Genomic DNA, 21,225 nt, shown 5'->3' on the forward strand with positions numbered 1-21,225 from the left:
TTTAGCCCGCGGATTTAGGGCAGCCTAAAACGTGACTTTCATCCCGCCATAGAAGGAAATCGGCTGCAGGGGCGTAATCGTCCGCGGGTCGCTTGTGAAATTCGTCGCGACCGCGCGTTGCGCATCGGTGTCCGTATCGAAGAAAGCGCCATAGGTCGGGTTTCGATTATTGAACAGATTGTTGATGAGCCCAAAGACCTGAATATTGTCGGTGATCTGATAGGACGCATGTAGGTTCGCCACCCAATAGGCGGGCAATTTCGGGTTAAGGTTGGAATTGTCGCCAATATAATATTGCGTTCCCACTACGCGGACGTCGCCGCCAAGTTTGAATTTCGGCGTGAAGGCGTAATCGGCGCCGAACTTGACCTGCTGACGGGGAATGCCCGGAATATGGTCGCCTGGGGTCACGAAAACATTGCCTTCCTCGTCGGCAAAGGGATTGTTGGGCGAAGCCAGGGATCCAGAAAATCGGTAGGTCGCGTCGACGAAACTATAATTGACATAGGCCAGCCAATCGCCGCTGCGGAACTCCGCGCCGGCCTCGACCCCTTGCCGCAGCGTCGCCGGCACATTCGCGTAATAGCCGTGCCCGGTGATCGTGCTCGCCAGCGCGATAATGTCATTCGTGCTCTCGGTGCGGAACAGGCCCGCCTTCCAATCGATGCGCCCACCGCCAACAAGCTGCGTCCCGCGCAGGCCAGCCTCCACCGTATGGGACACGACCTGGTTCAGCGGCGGGTCGGCGACGAGCGAATTTTCAAGCAGGCAGGGGCGATTCTTATCGGCGCAATCGAGTTCGAGGGGCGTTGGGGCTCGGTTCGCCTCCGAATAGCCAGCGTAGGCGTTGAGGCTGGGCATGATTTGATAGGTCAGCCCGACAACCGGATTGATGCGCGAGAAGGCGCTGTTGATATTGAGTTCGGGGGCCGTTCCGCTGGCGTCCTCGGTAAGGATGCTGGCGATATTGAGCCGCGCCCCGGCTGTCAGGGCGAGTTCGGGCGTGATGTTGAAGGTGTCGAGGGCATAGAGCCCGTAATAGGTGGTTGTCCCGGTCAGATAGGTCGGGACATAGCCGATGCCGCCCAGAGTTCGAATGATAGATCCCGAACCCTGAAACAGACCATCGCCAATGACCAGATCGGGATAGATATTGCCGAGCGTGCTGGTGGCGCTGAAGCTGAAAAAGCTTCGGTCGACGCTGCCGCCAAAGGTCAAGTAATTGTCGTGGCCGAAGACCTTATCGCGATTGGTGGCCTGGAGCGCGGTCCCTGCGGTGGTCGAATGGGTGAAGGTGCGGTCCACGGTTCCATAGACGGCGCTGCTCGAGGTTAAGAGCGGCTTCCCATTCTGGCCCAGGATGACGAAGCGGTCGCCATCGGCGGTAGTGGGGGAGGTTATGCCGGGGAAGTTGCTGTTGTCGAGGCAGAGGAAGCCGCTGAAATTGGTCGGCAAGGTATTTTCAGAACAATCCTGGAGATCAGAATCGTTCCCGTCGACGTGTTTCTGATTGAAGTTCCGCAAATAGAAATTGCTCGAAATGGACCATTGCGGATTGATCTCGAATTTGCCCGTAAAGGCCAGCGAACCGGCCTCGTTGAGCGTGGTCTGCGGCGAGGTGAAAACATTTGCGTAGTCTTGAGAGAGGAGGCCGACGGGCGTTGGCCCGACGACGCCCAGCGTCGTTCTGGCGCCGCTGGCGATGAGGTGCAATTCCGCGTCCTGCGTCCGATATCCGACATCGCCATAAAGACGGACGAGCGAGGACGGCGAGAAACGCCGCCAACCATCGTCGCGCGCGGCGTCGACGGTGATATAGAGGCTATAATTGTCAATTTGCTTGCCATATTCGATGAGGCCGCTGGCTCTCCCATAGGAGCCGCCCATCGCCTGCGCCTGGAAACCTTGCCAGGTGAAGCCGTTTTTCATCTGGATGCTGATCGCGCCGCCAAGCGCGTTGAGGCCGAAGATCGGGTTGGCGGTGAAGACGTCGGTGCGGGCGATCGCTTGCGGCGGAATGAGGTCCCAATTGACCGTATCGCCGAATGCCTCGTTGACGCGGATGCCGTTTTGATAGACGGCGAGCCCCTGCGGCGACCCCTGCAGCGGCGAGGCGACGAAGCCGCGATAATATAATTCCTGGGAAAAAGGGTTCCCATTGATGTCGTCGACGAAAATCCCTGGCACGCGCTGCTGCAACGCGTCGGTGATATTCGGGGAATAGGTGCGTTCGAAATCCGGCCCGAATAGACTTTGCACGAGACTGGGGAATTTTTCAGGATCCTCGCCGCTTCCGGGCAAGGGCGACGTCGCGACGACGTCGACCTCCGGCAAGGCCACCGTGGCGGCGGGCTCGGCGGTCTGCGCGGCGACTTGCGTCATAGGCAAAAGCGCCAAGGCCGCTGGCAAAAGCGCGAAAGCCGCGCCAAGGCTCTGAGTTTTCGCCAACCTGAATTTCCGCCGCATGTCCCCCGCCTATTGACCAGGATTTCCATTCTCGTCGCAAGAGACTAGATTTCAAGGACCAGGGTCACAATGGGTTTGTCGGCTTTACTTGCGAATAACGCGAAGCTGTTGCCATGATGCATCTAAGTTCAAGCTTCTATAGAAGACTTCATCTTCAATCATGGAAAAGTTCACCGATGAAATACCTGAAAGCTGCTTTGGCTCCTTGATTGGGCTGCGGCGCTAGAGCGCTTTCAGTTTCCGCGGAACCTGAAAGCAGCTCTAGAGCATGATGCCGAAAAGTGGAAACCGGTTTTCGGACGACATCATGCTCTAACTCTTTGATGAGAGGCGGATTCAGACTTTGGACGAGATCGCGTTGCGATTCCGTCCAAAGTCATCCGGCTCTAGGTTTTTGTTTTATCGCATTTTCTTAACGCGAACCGGTATCCACTTCGCTCGAAAATGCTCTAAGAATTCCGGCGTGGCGGATATCCGTTTATTTCGCGCGGAGCTTGCGGCGGAGGACCAAGAGGCCAGCCAGGGCGATGAACGCGAATCCCGCGCCAGCTAGAAAGGCGCCCTGCGGGCCGCTCGCATCCCAAAGCGCTCCGGCGATGACGCTGGCGGCGAGCATCGCCAATCCGCCAAACAGATTGATGTAGCCATAGGCGACGCCGCGCAGCTCCGGCGGCGAGGCGTCGGCCACGAGGGTCGCCAGCAGCCCTTGCGTCAGGCCCATGTGGAGGCCCCACAGAACGACGCCAAGGGCGATTCCCGCAAGGCTGGTCGCGAGCGCCAGCGTCATATCGGCGGCGATCAGCAAGAGGAGGCCGATGACCAGGATGCTCAGTCGATCCATTCGATCGGACAGCGCGCCGGCGGGATAGGCGGTGAGCGCATAGACGATATTCATCACCACAAGGACGGCTGGCGCCAGCATGATGGGCAGGCCGGCATTCTGGGCGCGGAGCACCAAGAAGGCTTCGCTGAATCGCGCGAGGGTGAAGACTGTCGCGACGCCAACAACCCACCAATAGAGTGCCCCGAGACGCTGCATTTCCGTAAGGCTTAAGGGGTTGCGCACCTTGCGCAGGCCATCTGGCCGTTTCGGCTCATGCACGGCGAAGCAAATGAGCGCAAGCGCCAGAAAGGCGGGGACCGCCGCGACCCAGAATGCCGCCCTGAAATTGTCGGCGGTCAGCCACATAAGCAAGATGCCCAGGAGCGGGCCGAGAAACGCCCCGACGGTGTCGAGGGATTGTCTGAGGCCGAAGCTCGCGCCGCGCAAATGGGCCGGTGAAATATCGGCGACCAGCGCGTCGCGCGGCGCCCCGCGGATCCCTTTGCCGATCCTGTCGACAAAGCGCGCCGCGATCAGCCATCCAATGTTCGAGGCCAGTGGAAAGACGGGCTTGGTGAAGGCGGCCAGACCATAGCCGAAGGCGGCGAGCAGCTTGCGCTTGCCGAGGCGATCGGAGAGCGCCCCGGAGAAGATCTTGGTGATGGAGGCCGTCGCTTCGGCGATTCCTTCGATCAGCCCCACTGCGGCCATCGAGGCTCCAAGCCCGGTCACCAGATAGACGGGCAGCAGGCCATGGATCATCTCGGATGAGACATCCATGAGCATTGAGACGAAGCCCAGCGCCCAGATCCCGGAGGGAATGTCCCGCAGGAAATATTTTGGCTTGGGAGCGGCTTTCGACATGAGGCCTTGCCCTTCATTCGATGCGCGGCGAGGCAAAGAAATGCCCGCCAATGGCGGGCGCCGAACATGCTCAACTCGTCGAATTTGAGCGATTCCTTTTCGATCAGATGATTCCATCCGATCGGGAAGCGCTCTAGGAAACCGCCGGACGGATGCGAGAGCGGCTTGACTATTAGGGATCGGAAGCGGGTGCGGCCATCTCCCGCGCTCCGCGTCACGTCTCGCGATTGGCTTTATTCTTCGGCCGATTTGGAGGATTTGAGCTTTACCGGGCGCAGCATGAACATCGGAACATGGTCCCCCATGCCGATGACCGGCGCGTCGTCCTCTTCCTGTCGCCGCCTTGGCCGGCGCGAAGGCGCGGCATGCGCTCCGGCCTCAACTACCAAAACGGGTGCGGGGGCGGCGGGACTCTCCTCGACGCGCCGCCGTGAGCGGGTGGGCTTCGTCGCTGCTGCTTGCAGAGCGCGACCGGCGCTCTCCGCATGGTCGGTTTCCGCACGGTGGGGCGCAGGCCGGCGGGATGGCGAGCCGCGCTCGCGGCGCGGCGGATGCTCCGCGGCTTCGTCATCGGGCAAATTCGCCAGCGTCTCGTCGCCGAGCCAATCGATCTTTCGCTCGATCAGGCGTTCGATCTCACCGACATGCTTTTGGTCCGCGCGGGTGATGATCGAAATCGCGACGCCGCTTTTGCCGGCTCGCCCGGTCCTGCCGATGCGATGAACATAATCTTCCGCGTGGGTCGGGATATCGAAATTGAACACATGGCTGACATCGGGAATGTCGAGGCCGCGCGCGGCGACGTCCGAGCAGACGAGGAGGTCGACATCGCCCGATTTGAAAGCATCGAGGGAAGTCATGCGCGCGCGCTGGTCCATGTCGCCGTGCAGCGCGCCGGCGTTGAAGCCGTGCTTTTGCAGCGACTTATGCAGCACCGCCACATCGCGCTTGCGATTGCAGAAAATAATCGCGTTCTTGAAATCCGCCGCGCCGCGAATGAGGCGGCGCAAGGTTTCGCGTTTGGCCGGGCCGGTCGCGGAGGCGACGAGGCCTTGGGTGATGGTGACGGCGGTGGAGGCGGCGCGGGCGACCTCGATCCGCACCGGATTGTGCAAAAAAGTCTCCGTCAACCGGGTGATTTCCGGCGGCATGGTGGCGGAGAAGAACAAGGTCTGCCGGGTGAACGGAACCAGCTTGCAGATGCGCTCGATGTCGGGGATGAAACCCATGTCGAGCATGCGGTCCGCTTCGTCGATCACAAGAATCTCGATGCCGGTGAGAAGCAGCTTGCCGCGTTCCGAAAAATCGAGGAGGCGGCCAGGCGTTGCGATGAGGACATCGGCGCCGCGCATGATCTTGGTTTCCTGATCTCCGAAGGAGACGCCGCCGATCAGGAGAGCGACATTGAGTTTGTGATTGACGCCGTAGCGGGCGAAGCTTTCCTCGACTTGCGCGGCGAGTTCGCGGGTCGGCTCGAGAATGAGGGTGCGGGGCATCCGCGCCCGGGCCCGGCCTTGTTCGAGACGCGACAACATTGGAAGGGTGAAGGCGGCAGTCTTGCCGGTGCCGGTTTGGGCGATGCCCAGCACGTCGCGTCCGGCGAGCGCGACAGGAATCGCCTGCGCTTGAATAGGCGTCGGAATCGTATAGCCGGAAGCCTCCACGGCTTGGAGAACCTTCTCGCTGAGTCCGAGTTCGTTAAATGTCATTATGATCCTGAAATGGGCTGTTTAGCCGGAAGCTTGGATTGGTGAGGTCCGGGCGCGCAGGCAGGCGAGCCTTGGCCTCGAGACGCAAAAATCCGTCCAGGTTTTTGCAAGATTAATTGGTGAAGCAAGAACTGTGCGTTGCCTGAACGGCAGGGGTTCAAACCGACGCGCCCTCGCGGCCAGACGGAGGCATACACGCGATTTCTTGTCGCATTCGTATACTATTATCGTCTTAAGACAATGGAATTACAAGCGCCGCATTGATCGGCAAAGCTAAATCGGCAAGCGCGCCTGCGCTGAATTGCCGCGGCCAGAGGCAAGGCCGGGACAAAAAGCCGCTCATTACAAAGCCTTCAACGGGTTGCGAGCCGTTGGTTTTGTTTTGTTGGAGGCGATAAAAGCCTCATGAGGCCGAACATGCCGGCGAGGGTTCCGACATAGGCGAGGAGCTGCAGCTCCGTCGGCTTGTCGGAATAACCAAGGAGGGTGTGGAGGACGCGGCCGATCATGCCGCTGTCTGGCAGGATCGATGACGTATTCCAGACGATCCGACCCAAGACCGTTGCGAGATCCGCCTGTTCGAGAAAGGCGACGCTTTGCGCCGCCATGCCGGCCGCCATGAATGCGATCAGAAGACTGGTCACTCGGAAAAGATAACGCATGGGGATGGTGACGAGACCCGCATAAGTGAGCCCGCTGATCGCAGTTCCAAGCAAGAGCCCGAGCAATCCGCCGAGAAACAGGCCGAAGCCGGAGGCGCCGCTTGAAATCACCACTCCATAGAGGAACAGCACGACTTCGGAGCCCTCCCGCAGGACAGCCAGTCCGACGACAACGGCAAGGGCGAGAAGCGATCGCGATCCGGCGGCGACTTCGCTTCCAGTGCGGCGCAATTGTTCGCTTATCTCGCGGCCGTGGCGCGCCATCCAGACATTATGCCATGTGAGCATGATCACGGCGGTCGCAAGAATGGACGCGTTGAAAATTTCCTGGCCGACGCCCTCGAAGGCATTGGAGAGGGCGCCTGCGAAAATCGCGACGACGCCGGCGCCAAGGAGTCCGGCGCCAAGGCCGCCGGCGATATAGGCCATCCGCCCCGGCATGGATTTGGTCACGGCGAGAACGATGCCGACAATCAGTCCCGCTTCAATGACCTCGCGCAGGACGATAATGAGAGCGCCGATCACGCTGAATGCTCCTTTGGCGCCGAACGGTCCGAATTTTCCCCGCGGTTTCGTCCGCCGGGCTGAACCGGCGATGGCCCGACAGGGCCGGCTCTTACGGAGCGAAACCCGAAACGCTTTGGCGCTTTACACCAAGATATGCAGCCAATCAATGTAAAGATCCATCTTTAGAATTGATATAAAAAGGAAAAGCGGCTCGCTTGACGCCGACCAGCAGTCATTGCTTGAAGGTGTCAAGTAAAGCCGATCCGATCTCTCGCGGCGGGCAGAAGTAGGCGCGTGGCCGGTCACGCCGCAAAGGATGCGTTGGAGCGCTTCCCGATGAGGCAGACTCGTGCTCTAGCGTTCCCGTTCGCGAAGGGCGGCCCAGAAGCGGCGCCGATCTGAGCGCCGAAGAACGTCGAGCGGAATCGTCCGATTGATTTTTTCGGCGTCGAGGAAGCGCAGAAGATCATCGGCGCCAGTGACCGCCGCGCCATCGATCGCGAGCAGAATATCGCCGGTGAGGAGGCCGGCGTGATCGGCCGGGCTCTCCGCCTCCACCATGCTGACCACGGCGCCCGTCGTCTGAGCGAGGCCAAGCCGAAGCGCGATTCTCCGCGGCAGGAGGATCGTGCCGGCGCCGATCCCGAGATAGGCGCGCCGAACGCGCCCATGCGACACGAGTTCGCCGAGCACGAAGCTCGCCGTGTTCGAGGCGACGGCGAAGCATATGCCCTGAGCGCCCGTGATAATGGCGGTGTTGACGCCGATCACCTCGCCTTTCGACGAGACGAGCGGGCCGCCGGAATTGCCGGGATTGAGGGCCGCGTCGGTTTGGATCACATCTTCGATCAGGCGGCCGTTCTTCGAACGCAGAGACCGGCCAAGAGCCGAAATGACGCCCGCCGTGACGCTGGCGTCGAAGCCGAGCGGATTGCCGATCGCGATGGCGATTTCGCCGGGCTTCAGCGTCTTGGAATCGCCGAGCCGCGCCGCCGGAAGCGTCGCGCTCTCATCGATCCGGACCAGTGCGAGATCGGTGTCGGGATCGTCGCCGAGGACGCGGCCGGAGAAGCTCCGCCCATCGAGCGTCGTCACCTCGGCGCGTCTGGCCCCTTGCACGACATGGCTATTGGTGAGGACGAGCCCGTCCGGCGAGACGATGACGCCGGAGCCCGATCCCGCCCGTTTGCCATCGCCGCGGCGAATGTCGAGGCGCACGACGCTCGGCCCGACCTGCTCGACGACCCGGGTCACGCTCCTGGAGTAGGCGTCCAGAAGGGAAGAGTCATCGACCCGGTTATCGGCGGAGGCTGGCGCCCGAACGCCGTCGTCTTCATCAAGGATGAATGAGGGAAAGACCTCAAGCATTTCACGTCAATCCTTTTGTGGCCCCATTGATATGGGGCCGGATTTCCGTGCGTTAAGAGGGTGGGCCGCGAAGTCTTGAATGAGCGCCCGGCGGCAGGCATTGCGGCGCACCGACCAAACTTGCGCGGATCTAGAGCATATTCCGAACAGATTGGTTCGAACTGTTCGACCAGAACATGCTTAGACTCTTTTGACACTGGAGCGCTTTCTGATCGATCGAATGACTCCATTCGATCGATCAGAAAGCGCTCAAAGGGCCGGGCGAAGGCCTGTCGCGCGGCTTGGCGGCTCATGTTGTGCGGTTCATGAAGCGGCGTCAGCGCGTGCAACTTGCATGACCGCCGCTTTTCAGGAATTCGCGCGGAAAAACTTAGCCGGTAAGGCCGGGGCTTGCGATCATCTGGCAGGGTCCGGCGGTTTTGGCGAGGAGAATATTGTCGAGGAACTGCCGGGCGCTGTTCGCCCAGGTAAAGGTTAGCGCATGCTCCCGCGCCTTTTCGCGCGGGATTTCGAGCGCGGCGAGACAGGCGGCGCGCAGATCCGCGTCGAGAACGCCGGCGCCGCTAGCGCCAATGACGTCGAGCGGCCCCGGCACCGGCAAGGCCGCCACCGGCAGGCCGCAGGCGAGGGCTTCGAGCAGCACCATGCCGAATGTGTCGGTGCGGCTTGGGAACACGAAAACATCCGCCGAAGCATAGGAAACGGCGAGAGCGTCGCCGGTTTGCGAGCCGAGAAAATGGGCCTCGGGGTAATTGGCCTGCAACGCCCGGCGGGAGGGGCCGTCGCCGACGATGACTTTGGAGCCGGGCAGATCCAGGGCCAGGAAAGTCTCAACATTCTTTTCGGGCGCGAGGCGTCCGGCATAGAGAAAGATCGGCCGGGGCAGGTTCATGACCGAGGCTTTGGCCGGAGTGAACTGGCTGTGATCGACGCCGCGCGACCAGTGCATCAAGCGTTGAAAGCCGCGGTTTTCGAGATCATTGGCAATTGAAGCGGTCGAGACCATGACGCCCGAGCCTGCATTGTGAAAACGGCGCAAAAGCGCATAGGTGAAGGATTCCGGCACGCGTGCGCGGGCCGAAATATATTCGGGAAAGCGGGTGTGATAGCTCGTCGTGAAAGGGCGGTTCGAGCGCAGGCAATAGCGCCGGGCGGCAAAGCCGACGGGGCCTTCGGTCGCAATGTGGATATGGTCGATCGAGGGCCCATCGAGGCGTCTTGCGACCGCCCTCGGCGTCGCCAAGGCGAGCCTAATTTCGCCATAGGTCGGTAGGGGAATCGAAGCAAAACCCTGCGGCGTCAAAAATTCAATGTCGGCGCCGAATTCACCTAACGCCTTGGCCACGGATTCAAGCGATCGGACAACTCCATTGACTTGCGGCTTCCAGGCGTCCGTCGCAATGAGGATGCGCATCAGGCGGCTGCCTTCGTCACCGCCCGGACCTGCGCCGCCGCGGCGGCGGCCTTTTGCTGCACGGCGGTGAGCTGCCAGTGCACAATCTCGAGCCGGCCGTCGGCATGCTCGGCGATGGCGGTGCAGGATTCGACGAAATCGCCGCTGTTCACATAGACGACGCCGCCCATGTCGCGGATCGCAGCGTGATGGATGTGACCACATACCACGCCGTCGGCCTCGTCGCGTCGCGCGGCTTCGGCCAATGCTTCCTCGAAAGCGCTAATGAAGTTCACAGCATTCTTTACCTTGAGCTTGGCCCATGCGGAGAGGGACCAATAAGGGAAACCCAATGAGCGCCGGATCTTGTTGAACCCGATGTTCGACCAAAGCGCGAAAGTATAGGCCCAATCGCCCAGCGCGGCAAGCCAGCGCGCATGTTTCACGACCATGTCGAACTGGTCGCCATGGACGACAAGCAGACGCTTTCCATCGGCGGTGACATGATAGGCGCGGTCGACGACTTCAACGCCGCCGAACACCGTGCCGATAAAGTCGCGGGCGAATTCATCATGGTTGCCCGGCACATAGAGCATCCGCGAGCCCTTGCGCACCTGGCGCAAAAACTTCTGCACGACGTCATTATGCGCCTGCGGCCAGTACCAGCCGCTTTTCAGCCGCCACCCGTCGATGATGTCGCCGACGAGATAGATTGTGTCGGCTTCATTATGTCGCAAGAAATCGAGCAGGAGTTCGGCCTGGCAACCGCGCGTTCCGAGATGGATGTCGGAGAGAAAGAGCGTGCGATAATGGGTCGGCTCTCGTTCGTGGCTCACCGGCGTGACCTCGGATTTGAATGTCGTATCCGAGCATGCAAGAGCAGATTCTTATGGCGGTTGGATGACAGCAGTCAGGCGAGGGGCGAGAACGCGCTTGTTGGCGTGACGGTTTCTCCGGTAGAGAAACTAAGCAAATCAAGGGAATAGCAGGAAAGCTGTGGCCGGCTTCCGGTCGGAATCCGGGCGCCATGAGAACGCCCGTCGCAGGAATTCCGCGGCGGCGACGCTATGCTCTGAAGTTCACGTTTCGCTCAAATGATCGTTCGATATTTCAAACGAAACCAGCTATTTTCTCAAACGCAAGGGCAACAACGAGCCGGATCCATGGGCATCGAAGGACGTGAGAAGGTCAAGGTTTTGGAGGCGGGCGCGCTTGCCTTGTCGAGCCAGCTCGGCAAAACCGTGCAGCGGCTGCGCAAGGCCTATAATCTTTCGCTCTCCGAACTTTCCGAACAATCGGGCGTCGCCAAGTCGATCATCAGCCAGATCGAGCGCAACGAGACCAATCCGACGCTCGCGACGATCTGGCGCCTCGCGCAGGCGCTCGATGTCTCGATCGACCGGGTTCTGCAGGCCGCCGACGACGAGCCCTTCTTGGAGAAATCATCGCGCGGCGATACGCCGATCCTGGTTTCGGATGATGGCAAATGCAAGCTCGCCATCATCGGCTGGATCAAGACGGTCGAATGGCTGCAATGGTATGATTTTTATGCCGATCCCGGCGGCGTGCTTGAGTCGGAGGCGCATCAGCGCGGTTCGGTCGAGAGCTTGTCGGTCAGCGAGGGGGAGCTCGAGGTCGAGGTCGGCGGCGCGATCGACCGGGCCAAGGCCGGCGAAACGCTGCGCTACCGCTGCGACCGTCCGCATACAATCCGCAATGTTTCACAAAAGCCGGCGGCGGCCATGATGGTCTGCATTCTCAAAGCCGCGGCGATGGAATAGGGCTGATTTCGCCCCGCCCATTTCTCTTGTTCTCAGCCAAGATGATTTCCAAAAATAATGTGGACAAGAGCTTGAATCCGTCTGGCGCGAAACCGGCGGACAGCGATCGGACCGCATTGCATCTCTCGATCCTGGCGGCTGTTTTGTTTCTGCCCGTCGGATTGCATTTGCCTTATTTTCCGGTGTGGTTGGCCGCTCGGGGACTTTCCGATGGCGAGATCGCGACCGTCATCGCCGCCCCGATGGTCATGCGCGTCCTGGCCACGCCGATTATCGCGGCGCTCGCCGACAGGCTTGGCATCGCGCTGGTTCTTTCCGCATGCGCGATGACGATGCTGGCCGGTTATTGCGGCCTCGACATTGTCGAGGGCTTTGCGGCGATCTTCCTTGGCGCGCTGGTCGTGGCGCTGGCGATGGGCGCGATGCTCCCGCTCGCCGACGCCTTGACGCTCAATGAGATTCGGCGCGTCGACGCCTTGGGTCAGCGCTCGATTGCTTATGGCCATATCCGGGTCTGGACCTCGGTGGGCGTGCTGACGATGATGCTGCTCTCTGGCAGGATCGTCGGGATATTCCCGGGCGAGCGGATTATTTTCGCGCTGACATTGGTTGCCTTGGCGCCTGTTTGCGTCGCCGTGCTGGCCGCCCTGAAGCTGAAAAAGGCCGGACCTTGGCGCGCGTCGGAAGGCGGCCGCATGACCGCAGACGCCGCGCGACTGCGGCTCGCAATCGTTTGCATCGCCGCCGCCGCCCTGATCCAGGCGAGCCATGCCGAGGTCTATTCCTTTGGCACCATCCACTGGCGGCAGGCGGGGCTTTCGTCTGATTTCATCGGCGCCGCATGGGCGATCGGCGTCGCCTCCGAGAGCCTGCTTTTTCTGCTCATGGCGCGTTTCTTCGGCGCGGAGAAAAACGCCATCGGCCTTCTCATGATCGGGGGCTTAGGCGCCGCCTTGCGCTGGTGGGCGATGAGCGCCGATCCCGAGCCTTGGCGTCTCATCGCCCTGCAGGCCATGCATGGTTTGAGTTTTGGCGCCACAACATGCGGCAGCGTCCTGCTCCTTGGCGGCCTCGCGCTCCCCACCCATCGGGCGCGGATGCAGGGCTGGCTCTCGGCGGCTTCCGCTCTCAGCTTGGCGGCGGCGACTTTCGCTTCCGGCAGGCTGACTAGCCTCTTTGGGCAAAAGGCCTATCTCGCCATGGCGGCGCTGGCTTGCGCGGGTCTCGCGCTAGCGCTGGCCGCCGGCTCGCTCAAACGGCGGCTTCCCGCCTGATTTGAAACGCAAGCGCATGGATGTCCAAAAGGCCGTAACCTCTTTGGGCATCGCGCCCGCGCTCGTCATTCGGCGGCGGACCGATCCTGTTCAAGGGCCTGCGGCGGGAATAGGAGTTTTTGCAGACGGTCTTCTTCTTTGCGCTTGTTGTGGTCCCGCGCGATCAGCGTGTACATCGCCGGCGTCACGAACAGCGTGAAAATCGTGCCGATGCTCATTCCCGAGGCGATCACGATGCCGATCGCAAAGCGGCTGCGCGCGCCGGCGCCTTCGGCGATGATCAGGGGAATCATGCCAACCACCATGGCCGCCGTCGTCATGAGAATGGGGCGCAGCCGCACTGCCGCCGCATGTTCGATCGCCGCGCGGCGGCTCATGCCTTCCTCTTCCTGGAGCCGGTTGGCGAATTCCACCATGAGGATCCCATGTTTGGAAATCAGGCCGATCAGGGTGACGAGGCCGATCTGCGAATAAATGTTCATGCTCGCCGCGCCGACGACGCCAAGAATGTTCAAAGGCAAGAGCGCGCCGAACATCGATGTCGGCAACGCGATGAGAATGATGAAAGGATCGCGAAAACTTTCAAATTGCGCCGCGAGCACGAGGAAGATCACGATGAGCGCGAAGGCGAATGTGACCAGAAGCGCATTGCCTTCCTGAATATATTGCCGGCTCTCGCCCTGATAATCGACCGTGTATCCGGCGGGCAGGAGGTTCGCCGCCGTCTTTTGCAGAAAATCAATCGTCTCGCCAAGCGTATGGCCGGGGAAGGGCACGCCTTGCAAGGTCGCTGAATTCAATTGTTGGAAAGTCGGCAATCCATTCGGCTGCACGCTTGTCGACACGCTCGCCACCGTCGCCAGCGAGACAAGATCTCCCGAACGCGTGCGCACCTGATAGCGCGTCAGCCAATCGGGCGTTTGCCTGAACTCCCGCGGCGCCTGCGCGATAACCTGGTAACTGCGGCCATTGAGGCTGAAGCGGTTGACGTAATTGCCGCCAAGCAGGGTCGCCAGTGAGGTGCCAATCTCCTGCATGGTGATCCCGAGGCGGTTCGCCTTGTCGGCGTCGATCTTGAATTCGATCTGCGGCAAATCGAACTTGAGATCGCTGTCGGTGAAAATGAAGAGCCCGCTCTCGCGCGCGGCCTTCTCCACCTGCGCCATCACCTCGACGAGTTGGCGATAGTCGCCAATCGTGCGGATCACGAATTGAACCGGCGGGCCGCCAGTCGAGCCGGGCAGCGGCGGCGGCGAGAAGGCGATGATCTGGGCTCCGGTGACGCCCGAAAGCTTCGGCTGCAGCGCCTGAATGACCTCTTTCTGATTATGTGCGCGCTGGTCCCAGGCTTTCAGGATGAGGCCGCCGAAACCCTGATGCACGCCGCCTGAGCCGTTGATCAGAAACACATGGTCCTTTTCGGGGATTTGGTCCGCCGAGGCCTGAACCTGCTCGGTCGCCTTTTCCATGTAATTGAGGTTTGCGTATTGCGGCGTCTTGATCAGGGCGAAGACCACGCCTTGGTCCTCCTCCGGCGCAAGCTCCTTCGGCGTCGACATATACATCACGCCGGTCAGGCCGAGGACGCCGATGAGGATCAGCACGGTCAAGGCGCGAAAGTTCAGCGTCTTGTGGAGGCGGCGCTGATAGGCTTTGCGCAACCAATCGAAGAGGCGATCCAGCAAGGCCGGAAAGCCGCGCGGATTGGCCTCCGGCGGCTTCAGGAGAAGCGAGCACATCATCGGCGACAAAGTGAGCGCGATGACGCCGGAGACAACGACCGCTCCGGCAAGCGTGAAAGCGAATTCGCGAAACAATGCGCCGGTGAGCCCGGAGACGAAGCCGATCGGCGCGTAGACGGCGGCGAGCGTGATCGTCATCGAAATGACTGGGCCAGTGATTTCACGCGCGCCCTGGGTCGCCGCCTCGACCGGCGGCATTCCTTCTTCCATGTGGCGATAGATGTTCTCAACGACGACGATGGCGTCGTCGACGACGAGGCCGATCGCCAGCACGAGCGCGAGCAGGGTCAAAAGGTTCAGCGAATAGCCGAGCGCCAGCAGAATGATCATCACGCCGACCAGCGACAGCGGGATGGTCACGATCGGGATGATCGTCGAGCGAAAATTGCCGAGGAAGAGAAAAATGACGATGACGACGATGACGACGGCTTCCCCGAGCGTTTTCTCGACCTCGTTGATCGAGGCGCGGATGAATTCGGTTGCGTCATAGGCGATCGCGGCTTCGAGGCCGACGGGCAATTGCGCCTTGATCTCGGGAAAGGCCTGCCTGACGGCGTTGATCACATCCAGCGGGTTCGCGGTCGGGGTCGAATAGACGCCGATGAAAACAGCTTTCAGGCCGTCGAAAACGGAGGAGGAATCGACTGCTTCCGGTCCGAGTTCGATCGTCGATATATCGCCAAGCCGGATCAGCGCATCGCCATGCGCCGCGACGACCAACTGGCCGAAAGCCTTGGCCGAATTGAGCGAAGTCTGGGCGTTGATCGAGGTTTGGGTGAAATCGCCTTTGATCTGGCCCGCGGCGGCGGTGAAATTATTCGCCGCCAGCGCGATCCTGACATCGTTCGGGGTCACGCCGCGCGCGGCCATGCGGTTCGGATCCAGCCAAATCCGCATCGCGAAGGTCTGGCCCCCAAGAATTTGCGCATTGGCGACGCCGTCGATTGTTTGCAGCTTCGGTTGAATGACGCGCGTCATGTAATCGGTGATCTGCGAGGGCGTGAGAACCTTCGAGCTGAACGACATATAAAGAAGCGCGGTCGAATCGCCGGTCTGCTTTACGACGACCGGGTCGAAGGCCTCTCGCGGGAGAACATATTTGACTTGGTTCACCTTCGACAGCACGTCGGCGACGGCGCGGTCTGGATCGGCGTTGAGAAGCAGGTTGAGGGTGATCGTCGAGACATTCTGCTGAGAGCTGGAAATCAGCGTGTCGACGCCCTCGGCGCTCGCTACCGCCTGGGCGATCGGCGTCGTGATGAAGCCCTTGATCACGTCCGCATTGGCGCCCGGATATGTGGTCGTGATCGTGATCGTGGTGGAGGAAAGCGCGGGAAATTGCCGAACCTGCAGCTTGGAGGCGCATTCCAGGCCGATGAGCAGGATCAAGAGGCTGACGACGCTCGCCAGCACCGGTCGGCGAATGAAAATATCGGTAAATGACATTCTCTATTCCTTCGGCAGGACTGCTGGCGGGTCGAGGCGCGCATCGGGGTCGATTCGCACGCGGGCGTCGGGCTGCAGCTTCAGCTGGCCTTCCGTCACGACTCGTTCTCCAGGGCGCAGGCCGTCGAGGATCGCGACGCGACTCTCTCGCGCGTCGCCGACGCGCACGAAGCGGCGCTCAATTTTCAACGGCTGATCAGCTGCGAAGGATTCGCCGCCTGCCGGCGCCGCTTGCGCCTCGCCGGCCCTCGGGCCGACGGGAGCGACTACGAAAACGCTATCGCCATAAAGGGAATAATTGATTGCCGTCTGCGGCAAGGTCACGACATTGACCGGCGCGCCGGCGATGACGTTCACATTGGCGAACATGCCCGGAAGCAACTGCTTCTTTTTGTTGTCGAGCTGGCCCCGCACCAAAACATTGCGGCTTTCCTGCGCGACGCGGGCGTCGATCGTCGCGATCGAGCCGCGAAAGATCTTGCCGGGATAGGCGTCGACCTCGACCTCGATGACCTGACCGGGCTTCAAGATGTCCAACGATTTTTCAGGCACGGGAAAATCAACGAAAATCGGATCGAGTTGCTGCAAGGTAATGAGGCTCATTCCTGGCGACACATACTGGCCAAGATCATTTTTGCGAATGCCAAGCCGGCCCGAAAAAGGCGCGGCGATCGTTTTTTGGGCGATTATCGCGCGAACCCGCTCGACGGCGGCGGCGGCGGAATCGCGGGCGGCTTCCGCCGCGTCGAAATTGGCCTTGGCCGTATTGCCGCCGACGACCAACTGCCGCTGCCGCTCGAGGGCGAGATCGGCATTCTTCAGAGTCGCGAGATTGCTCTTGAGATCGGCCTGTTCGACTGAATTATCGATCTCAAAAAGAACCGCGCCTTTCTCGACGTCTTGGCCCGATTGGACGCGGACCGACACGATCACGCCGCCGATCTGCGGCGCGACTTCGATGCCTTGCACGGCGCGGAAGCTGCCGATGGCCGGCAATCGCGGCGTCCAGCTCTCGCTCTGCGCCGCGCTGACCGCAACGGTCGCGGGCGGCGGCGCCGCTTGCGCGATGATGGTCTTGATCATCTCCGGTTTGACGACGAATTGGAAATAGCCGACGCCGCCGCCCAGCGCGGCCAAGAGTATGAACACAAGGACAAAAATGATGATGCGTTTCACGTGATCGACCACAACGACTCGGGATGGAGAAAAGAAGAATGCATCGCGGGGTTTGGGCTCCTGCCAGATCGTCTTGGCCATGGTTGCAATGGGGCCGGTAAGGCCAAAGCGCGTCCGACTAGGCCGAAAATTATGGCCGCGGCCATCCGCCATAGAGGACCATTATGACTCTCGGCCCTGAATCCTGGCCTTTAAGGGAGCTATTGCTGACGAAATTATGTCTTCAATCCGGCCTACGCCAAGGACATAGGCGCATTTTCAGTGAATGACGTTCACTTCGACGTGAGCGCTTCGCCATGTGTCTTGAAGGCTTAAACCGGGGCATCGACAGTCTCCCCGGCCTTCGCATATGACGCTCAGGTTCAAACCGGCGCGTCAGACCGCATTGAATCTTTTACACTGTAAAAAAATAACATACCGACATTGTCTTGGATAGTTGGTCAGCTAATTCGCCCATTATCCGCGCGGGCGGCAAGCCCGGCGCTCAATCGCCCGCAAACCATCTGGAGCCGGGCCGGTCTGTCCTCGGCGAAGCCAAAAAGCGCCGCACCGGCCATTTTCTTATTCTAGGAACCGTAAAAGATACAGATAGCTAGAGCTCGCGATGGGTTCTCCTCAAGGGCATTAGGCGGTTACTATGTTTGGTTGGGTTAGGGCGTGCGGTCAATGGAGACCCATAGAAACTGCGTAAAACGCCAATCCTATCAAATATTGTTGAGGCGATGCTGTGATTAAGCTTTAAAGAAAATATTAGGACATTTTTTAAATAATGATATGCGTCAAAATGCACGTCGGAAGATATAATCCGCGCGACTAAGCTATGCCTTGAGCAAATAAGCGGCTCTCTCTCTCTCTCTCTCTCTCTCTCTCTCTCTCGTCAATTCCGCCCGCGATACGCTTGCGGCGTTTCACCGCACGGAGCGCGCGTCGCTCGCGAGGGCGCGGCGGATCGCGTCGCGCCAACCGTCGATCAAGCGCGCTCTTTGCGGCGCGTCCATGGAAGGATCGAAGCGGCGGCCCTTCGCCCATGCCTTGGCGATGGCGGCGAAGTCGGCATAGACGCCGCTCGACAGGCCGGCCAGATAGGCCGCCCCCAGCGCCGTGCTCTCGAGCATGATTGGGCGTTCGACCGGCGCATCGAGAATATCCGCGAGGAATTGGCAGAACCAGTCATTCGCCGCCATTCCGCCATCCACCCGCAGCGCTTGTGGTCCGCGGACGGAAGCGTCACCGGTCAGAGCCGCCATCAGATCGAGAGTCTGGTAGGCGACGCTTTCCAAAGCCGCGCGGGCGATATGGGCGGCGCTGGCGTCCAGCGTCAGGCCGCAAATCAGGCCGCGCGCGTTCGGGTCCCAGTAAGGCGCGCCAAGGCCGACGAAGGCCGGAACCATATAGACCCCATGGTTGCTCGCAAGGCCGGAGGCCATCTCCTGCGTTTGAGCTGGATCCTTGATGAGGCCAAGGCCGTCGCGCAGCCATTTGACCGCGGCGCCGGCGGAAAAAATCGCGCCCTCGGCCGCATAGGTGGGGACGCCGTCGATCCGGTAGGCCACCGTCGTCAGCGCGCCGGGGTCCGTCGGCTTGGGGCGGGCCCCGATGTTGAGCAAGGCGAAGCAGCCGGTGCCATAGGTCGCCTTGGCCATGCCCGGTTCAAAGCAGGCCTGCCCAATCAGCGCCGCCTGCTGATCGCCCGCCATGCCGGCGATGGGTATCTTCACGCCGAACCAGTTTGGGGCCGTGGCGCCGAAGACGCAACTATTGTCGCGAACCGTTGGAAGCAGAGCTGCGGGAATCCGGAACAGCCTGAGAAGCTCGTCGCTCCAGCATTGGCGATGAATGTCGAACAGCAATGTGCGCGACGCATTGGCCGCATCGGTCGCATGGACCTGCCCGCCGGTCAGGCGCCAAAGAAGAAAACTGTCGATCGTGCCGAAGGCCAGCTTTCCCCGCTCGGCCTCGGTCCGCGCGTCCGCCACATGATCGAGAATCCAAGCGAGCTTGGTCGCCGAGAAATAGGGATCGAGAAGGAGGCCGGTCTGCGCTCGCGCCATAGCCTCCACCCCGTCCCGCCGCAAAAGCGCGCATTGATCGGCGGTGCGCCGGTCCTGCCAGACGATGGCGCGATGAATTGGCGCGCCGGTGGCGCGGTCCCACACTGCAACAGTTTCGCGCTGGTTGGCGATTCCAAGCGCCGCGATCGGCGCATCGGCCTTTTCGATGACTTCGCGCGCCGTTTCGAGGACGTCGCGCCAGATATCCTCAAGATCGTGCTCGACCCAGCCCGAGCGCGGATAATGCTGCGGGAACTCGCGCTGGGCGGTGGCCTTGAGCCGCCCCGAGCCGTCGAAGAGGAGGCTTCGCGTCGAGGTTGTGCCCTGGTCAATCGCCAGGAGAAGGCTGCGGCTTGTCATGTCTGCGCTCCCCGATCATGGCTTCGCGCGCTGACATAGGCGCAAACGCGGGCGCTTTCGCTTGGCGATAGGCGCAGCCCGAGCTTCGATCTCCGCCACAGAACGTCCTCTCCAGTCAGCGCCCATTCCTGGTCCATGAGGTAGTCGATCTCGGCCTGATACAGACCGGCGCCGAAATCGAGTCCCAAATCCTCCGGGGCGCGGGCCTTGCCAAGGATCCGCTCGGCCCGGGTTCCGTAGGCGCGCGCGAGGCGTCTTGCCTGCGCGAGGGGCAACCAGGCGTGTTTGGTGTGGAATTGCCGCAGAAACAAATCGAAATCGGCGCCCTCCATATCGCCGCCAGGCAGCGGCGCGGTTCGGGTCCATGGCTTTGGCCGCGCCGGTTCGAGATGCGCCGCCAGCATTCCGACCGCCCGCTCCGCCATGCGCCGATAGGTCGTGATCTTGCCGCCGAGGACCGATAAAAGGGGCGCGGCGCCCTCCGGCGCATCGAGATCTAGAACATAATCGCGGGTGACGGCCGACGCGTTTGCGGCCTTGTCGTCGTAGAGCGGGCGGACGCCCGAAAAGCTGCCGATGACATCCTTTGGCCTTAGCGGGCTTTGAAAAAAATGCGAGACGGCGTCGCAAAGATAGGCGATCTCGTCCGGGCTGATCGCGACGCTGGACGGGTCGCCCGCGAATGGCTGCTCGGTCGTTCCGATGAGCGAGAATTCCTCGCCATGCGGCATGACGAAGACCACCCGCCGGTCTGCGTTCTGCAAGATATAGGCGTGGTCTCCCGCATAGAGCCGCGGCGCGATGATATGGCTGCCCTTGACGAGGCGCAGCTCCTTGCCGGTCTTGAGCCGACAGACGCGGTTCAGCACGTCTTGCGCCCAGGGACCGGCCGCATTGACCAGCGCGCGCGCCGTCAGGGTCGTTTCGGTCCCCTCCCGCGCATCCTGGAGCGCCACCCGCCAAAGCCCAAGCTCGCGCCGGGCGGAAAGGCAGCGCGTCCGCGTGCGAATCTCGGCGCCCCGCTCGCGGGCGTCAAGCGCGTTCAGCGCGACCAGCCGGGAATCGTCGACGGAGCAATCGAAATAGGAAAACCCGGTGGTTAGGTTCTTGTTGAGCGGCGCGCCCTCAAGGCTTCCGCTCAGTTTGATCCGCTTTGATCCCGGCAATCGCTTGCGCGGGCCGAGCCAATCATAAAGCAGCAATCCCAACCGAATCATCCAGGCCGGGCGCACGCCCTTCTCATAAGGGAGGATGAAGCGCGTCGGCCAGATGATATGGGGGGCGGCGGCAAGCAGCGCCTCTCGCTCCGCCAGAGCCTCATGCACGAGGCGGAAATCGTAATATTCGAGGTAGCGGAGCCCACCGTGGATCAGTTTGCTTGACGCCGAGGATGTCGCGCCGGCAAGATCGCCTTGCTCGCACAGGGCCACGGAAAAGCCCCGGCCCGCTGCGTCGCGGGCGATGCCGGCTCCATTGACGCCGCCGCCGATGACGAGAATATCGACGTCCGCTGGTTGCGCCACGTCTCTGGCTCCGCTCACGTTGAATCGTTAGGGGATTGTTTTCCGGCTGACGATAAAACGCCGGGAGCCGCTTCGTCCAC

At 61.3% G+C, this 21,225-nt stretch carries 13 protein-coding genes; 2 read left to right on the top strand and 11 right to left on the bottom strand.

What is annotated here, in order from left to right:
* Positions 1-24 precede the first annotated feature (24 nt).
* The 7 genes from DL86_RS05700 to DL86_RS05730 form a co-directional block, all read right to left on the bottom strand.
* Positions 25-2,448, bottom strand: coding sequence for a TonB-dependent receptor (locus tag DL86_RS05700; protein ID WP_245276261.1), 2,424 nt, complete (start codon positions 2,446-2,448; stop codon positions 25-27).
* A gap of 496 nt (positions 2,449-2,944) precedes the next feature.
* Positions 2,945-4,153, bottom strand: coding sequence for an MFS transporter (locus DL86_RS05705; RefSeq protein WP_036259246.1), 1,209 nt, complete (start codon positions 4,151-4,153; stop codon positions 2,945-2,947).
* Positions 4,154-4,386: 233 nt separating this feature from the next.
* Positions 4,387-5,862: a DEAD/DEAH box helicase gene (locus DL86_RS05710; protein ID WP_036259249.1), complete on the bottom strand. Its 1,476-nt coding sequence runs from the start codon at positions 5,860-5,862 to the stop codon at positions 4,387-4,389.
* A gap of 353 nt (positions 5,863-6,215) precedes the next feature.
* Complete coding sequence (locus DL86_RS05715) at positions 6,216-7,049, bottom strand: FTR1 family iron permease (protein ID WP_036259251.1); 834 nt, start codon at positions 7,047-7,049, stop codon at positions 6,216-6,218.
* 336 nt (positions 7,050-7,385) lie between these two features.
* The gene (locus DL86_RS05720) at positions 7,386-8,399 is read right to left on the bottom strand and encodes a S1C family serine protease (RefSeq protein WP_036259253.1); all 1,014 of its coding nucleotides are present in this window, start codon (positions 8,397-8,399) and stop codon (positions 7,386-7,388) included.
* Between the two features lie 370 nt (positions 8,400-8,769).
* Entirely contained in the window at positions 8,770-9,813 is a 1,044-nt protein-coding gene (locus DL86_RS05725) for a glycosyltransferase family 4 protein (RefSeq protein ID WP_036259255.1), read from the bottom strand.
* Positions 9,813-10,628, bottom strand: a complete 816-nt coding sequence (locus tag DL86_RS05730) for a UDP-2,3-diacylglucosamine diphosphatase (protein WP_036259258.1) — start codon at positions 10,626-10,628, stop codon at positions 9,813-9,815. Before DL86_RS05730 ends, DL86_RS05725 begins: the two co-directional genes overlap by 1 nt.
* Positions 10,629-10,955: 327 nt before the next feature.
* On the opposite strand from DL86_RS05730, the gene DL86_RS05735 reads away from it, so the two are divergent.
* A complete protein-coding gene (locus DL86_RS05735) occupies positions 10,956-11,573 on the top strand; it encodes a helix-turn-helix domain-containing protein (protein ID WP_036259260.1) in 618 nt (205 codons plus the stop codon).
* Positions 11,574-11,644: 71 nt separating this feature from the next.
* Positions 11,645-12,847 carry an MFS transporter gene (locus DL86_RS05740; protein WP_245276262.1) on the top strand — a complete coding sequence of 401 codons (1,203 nt, stop codon included), beginning with the start codon at positions 11,645-11,647 and terminating at the stop codon, positions 12,845-12,847.
* A 65-nt stretch (positions 12,848-12,912) separates the two neighbouring features.
* Here DL86_RS05740 and DL86_RS05745 read toward each other — a convergent pair whose 3' ends face one another.
* From DL86_RS05745 to glpD, 4 genes are all read right to left on the bottom strand, one after another.
* Positions 12,913-16,035 carry an efflux RND transporter permease subunit gene (locus DL86_RS05745; RefSeq protein WP_036259265.1) on the bottom strand — a complete coding sequence of 1,041 codons (3,123 nt, stop codon included), beginning with the start codon at positions 16,033-16,035 and terminating at the stop codon, positions 12,913-12,915.
* Between the two features lie 3 nt (positions 16,036-16,038).
* Positions 16,039-17,364, bottom strand: coding sequence for an efflux RND transporter periplasmic adaptor subunit (locus tag DL86_RS05750; RefSeq protein ID WP_245276263.1), 1,326 nt, complete (start codon positions 17,362-17,364; stop codon positions 16,039-16,041).
* Between the two features lie 755 nt (positions 17,365-18,119).
* Positions 18,120-19,622 carry a glycerol kinase GlpK gene (gene glpK, locus DL86_RS05755; protein WP_036259267.1) on the bottom strand — a complete coding sequence of 501 codons (1,503 nt, stop codon included), beginning with the start codon at positions 19,620-19,622 and terminating at the stop codon, positions 18,120-18,122.
* Entirely contained in the window at positions 19,619-21,145 is a 1,527-nt protein-coding gene (gene glpD, locus DL86_RS05760) for a glycerol-3-phosphate dehydrogenase (protein ID WP_036259268.1), read from the bottom strand. The genes glpK and glpD overlap by 4 nt, the downstream gene beginning before the upstream one ends.
* Positions 21,146-21,225: the final 80 nt, after the last annotated feature.

This window comes from Methylocapsa aurea (assembly GCF_000746085.1).
GTDB classification, from domain to species: Bacteria; Pseudomonadota; Alphaproteobacteria; order Rhizobiales; family Beijerinckiaceae; genus Methylocapsa; species Methylocapsa aurea.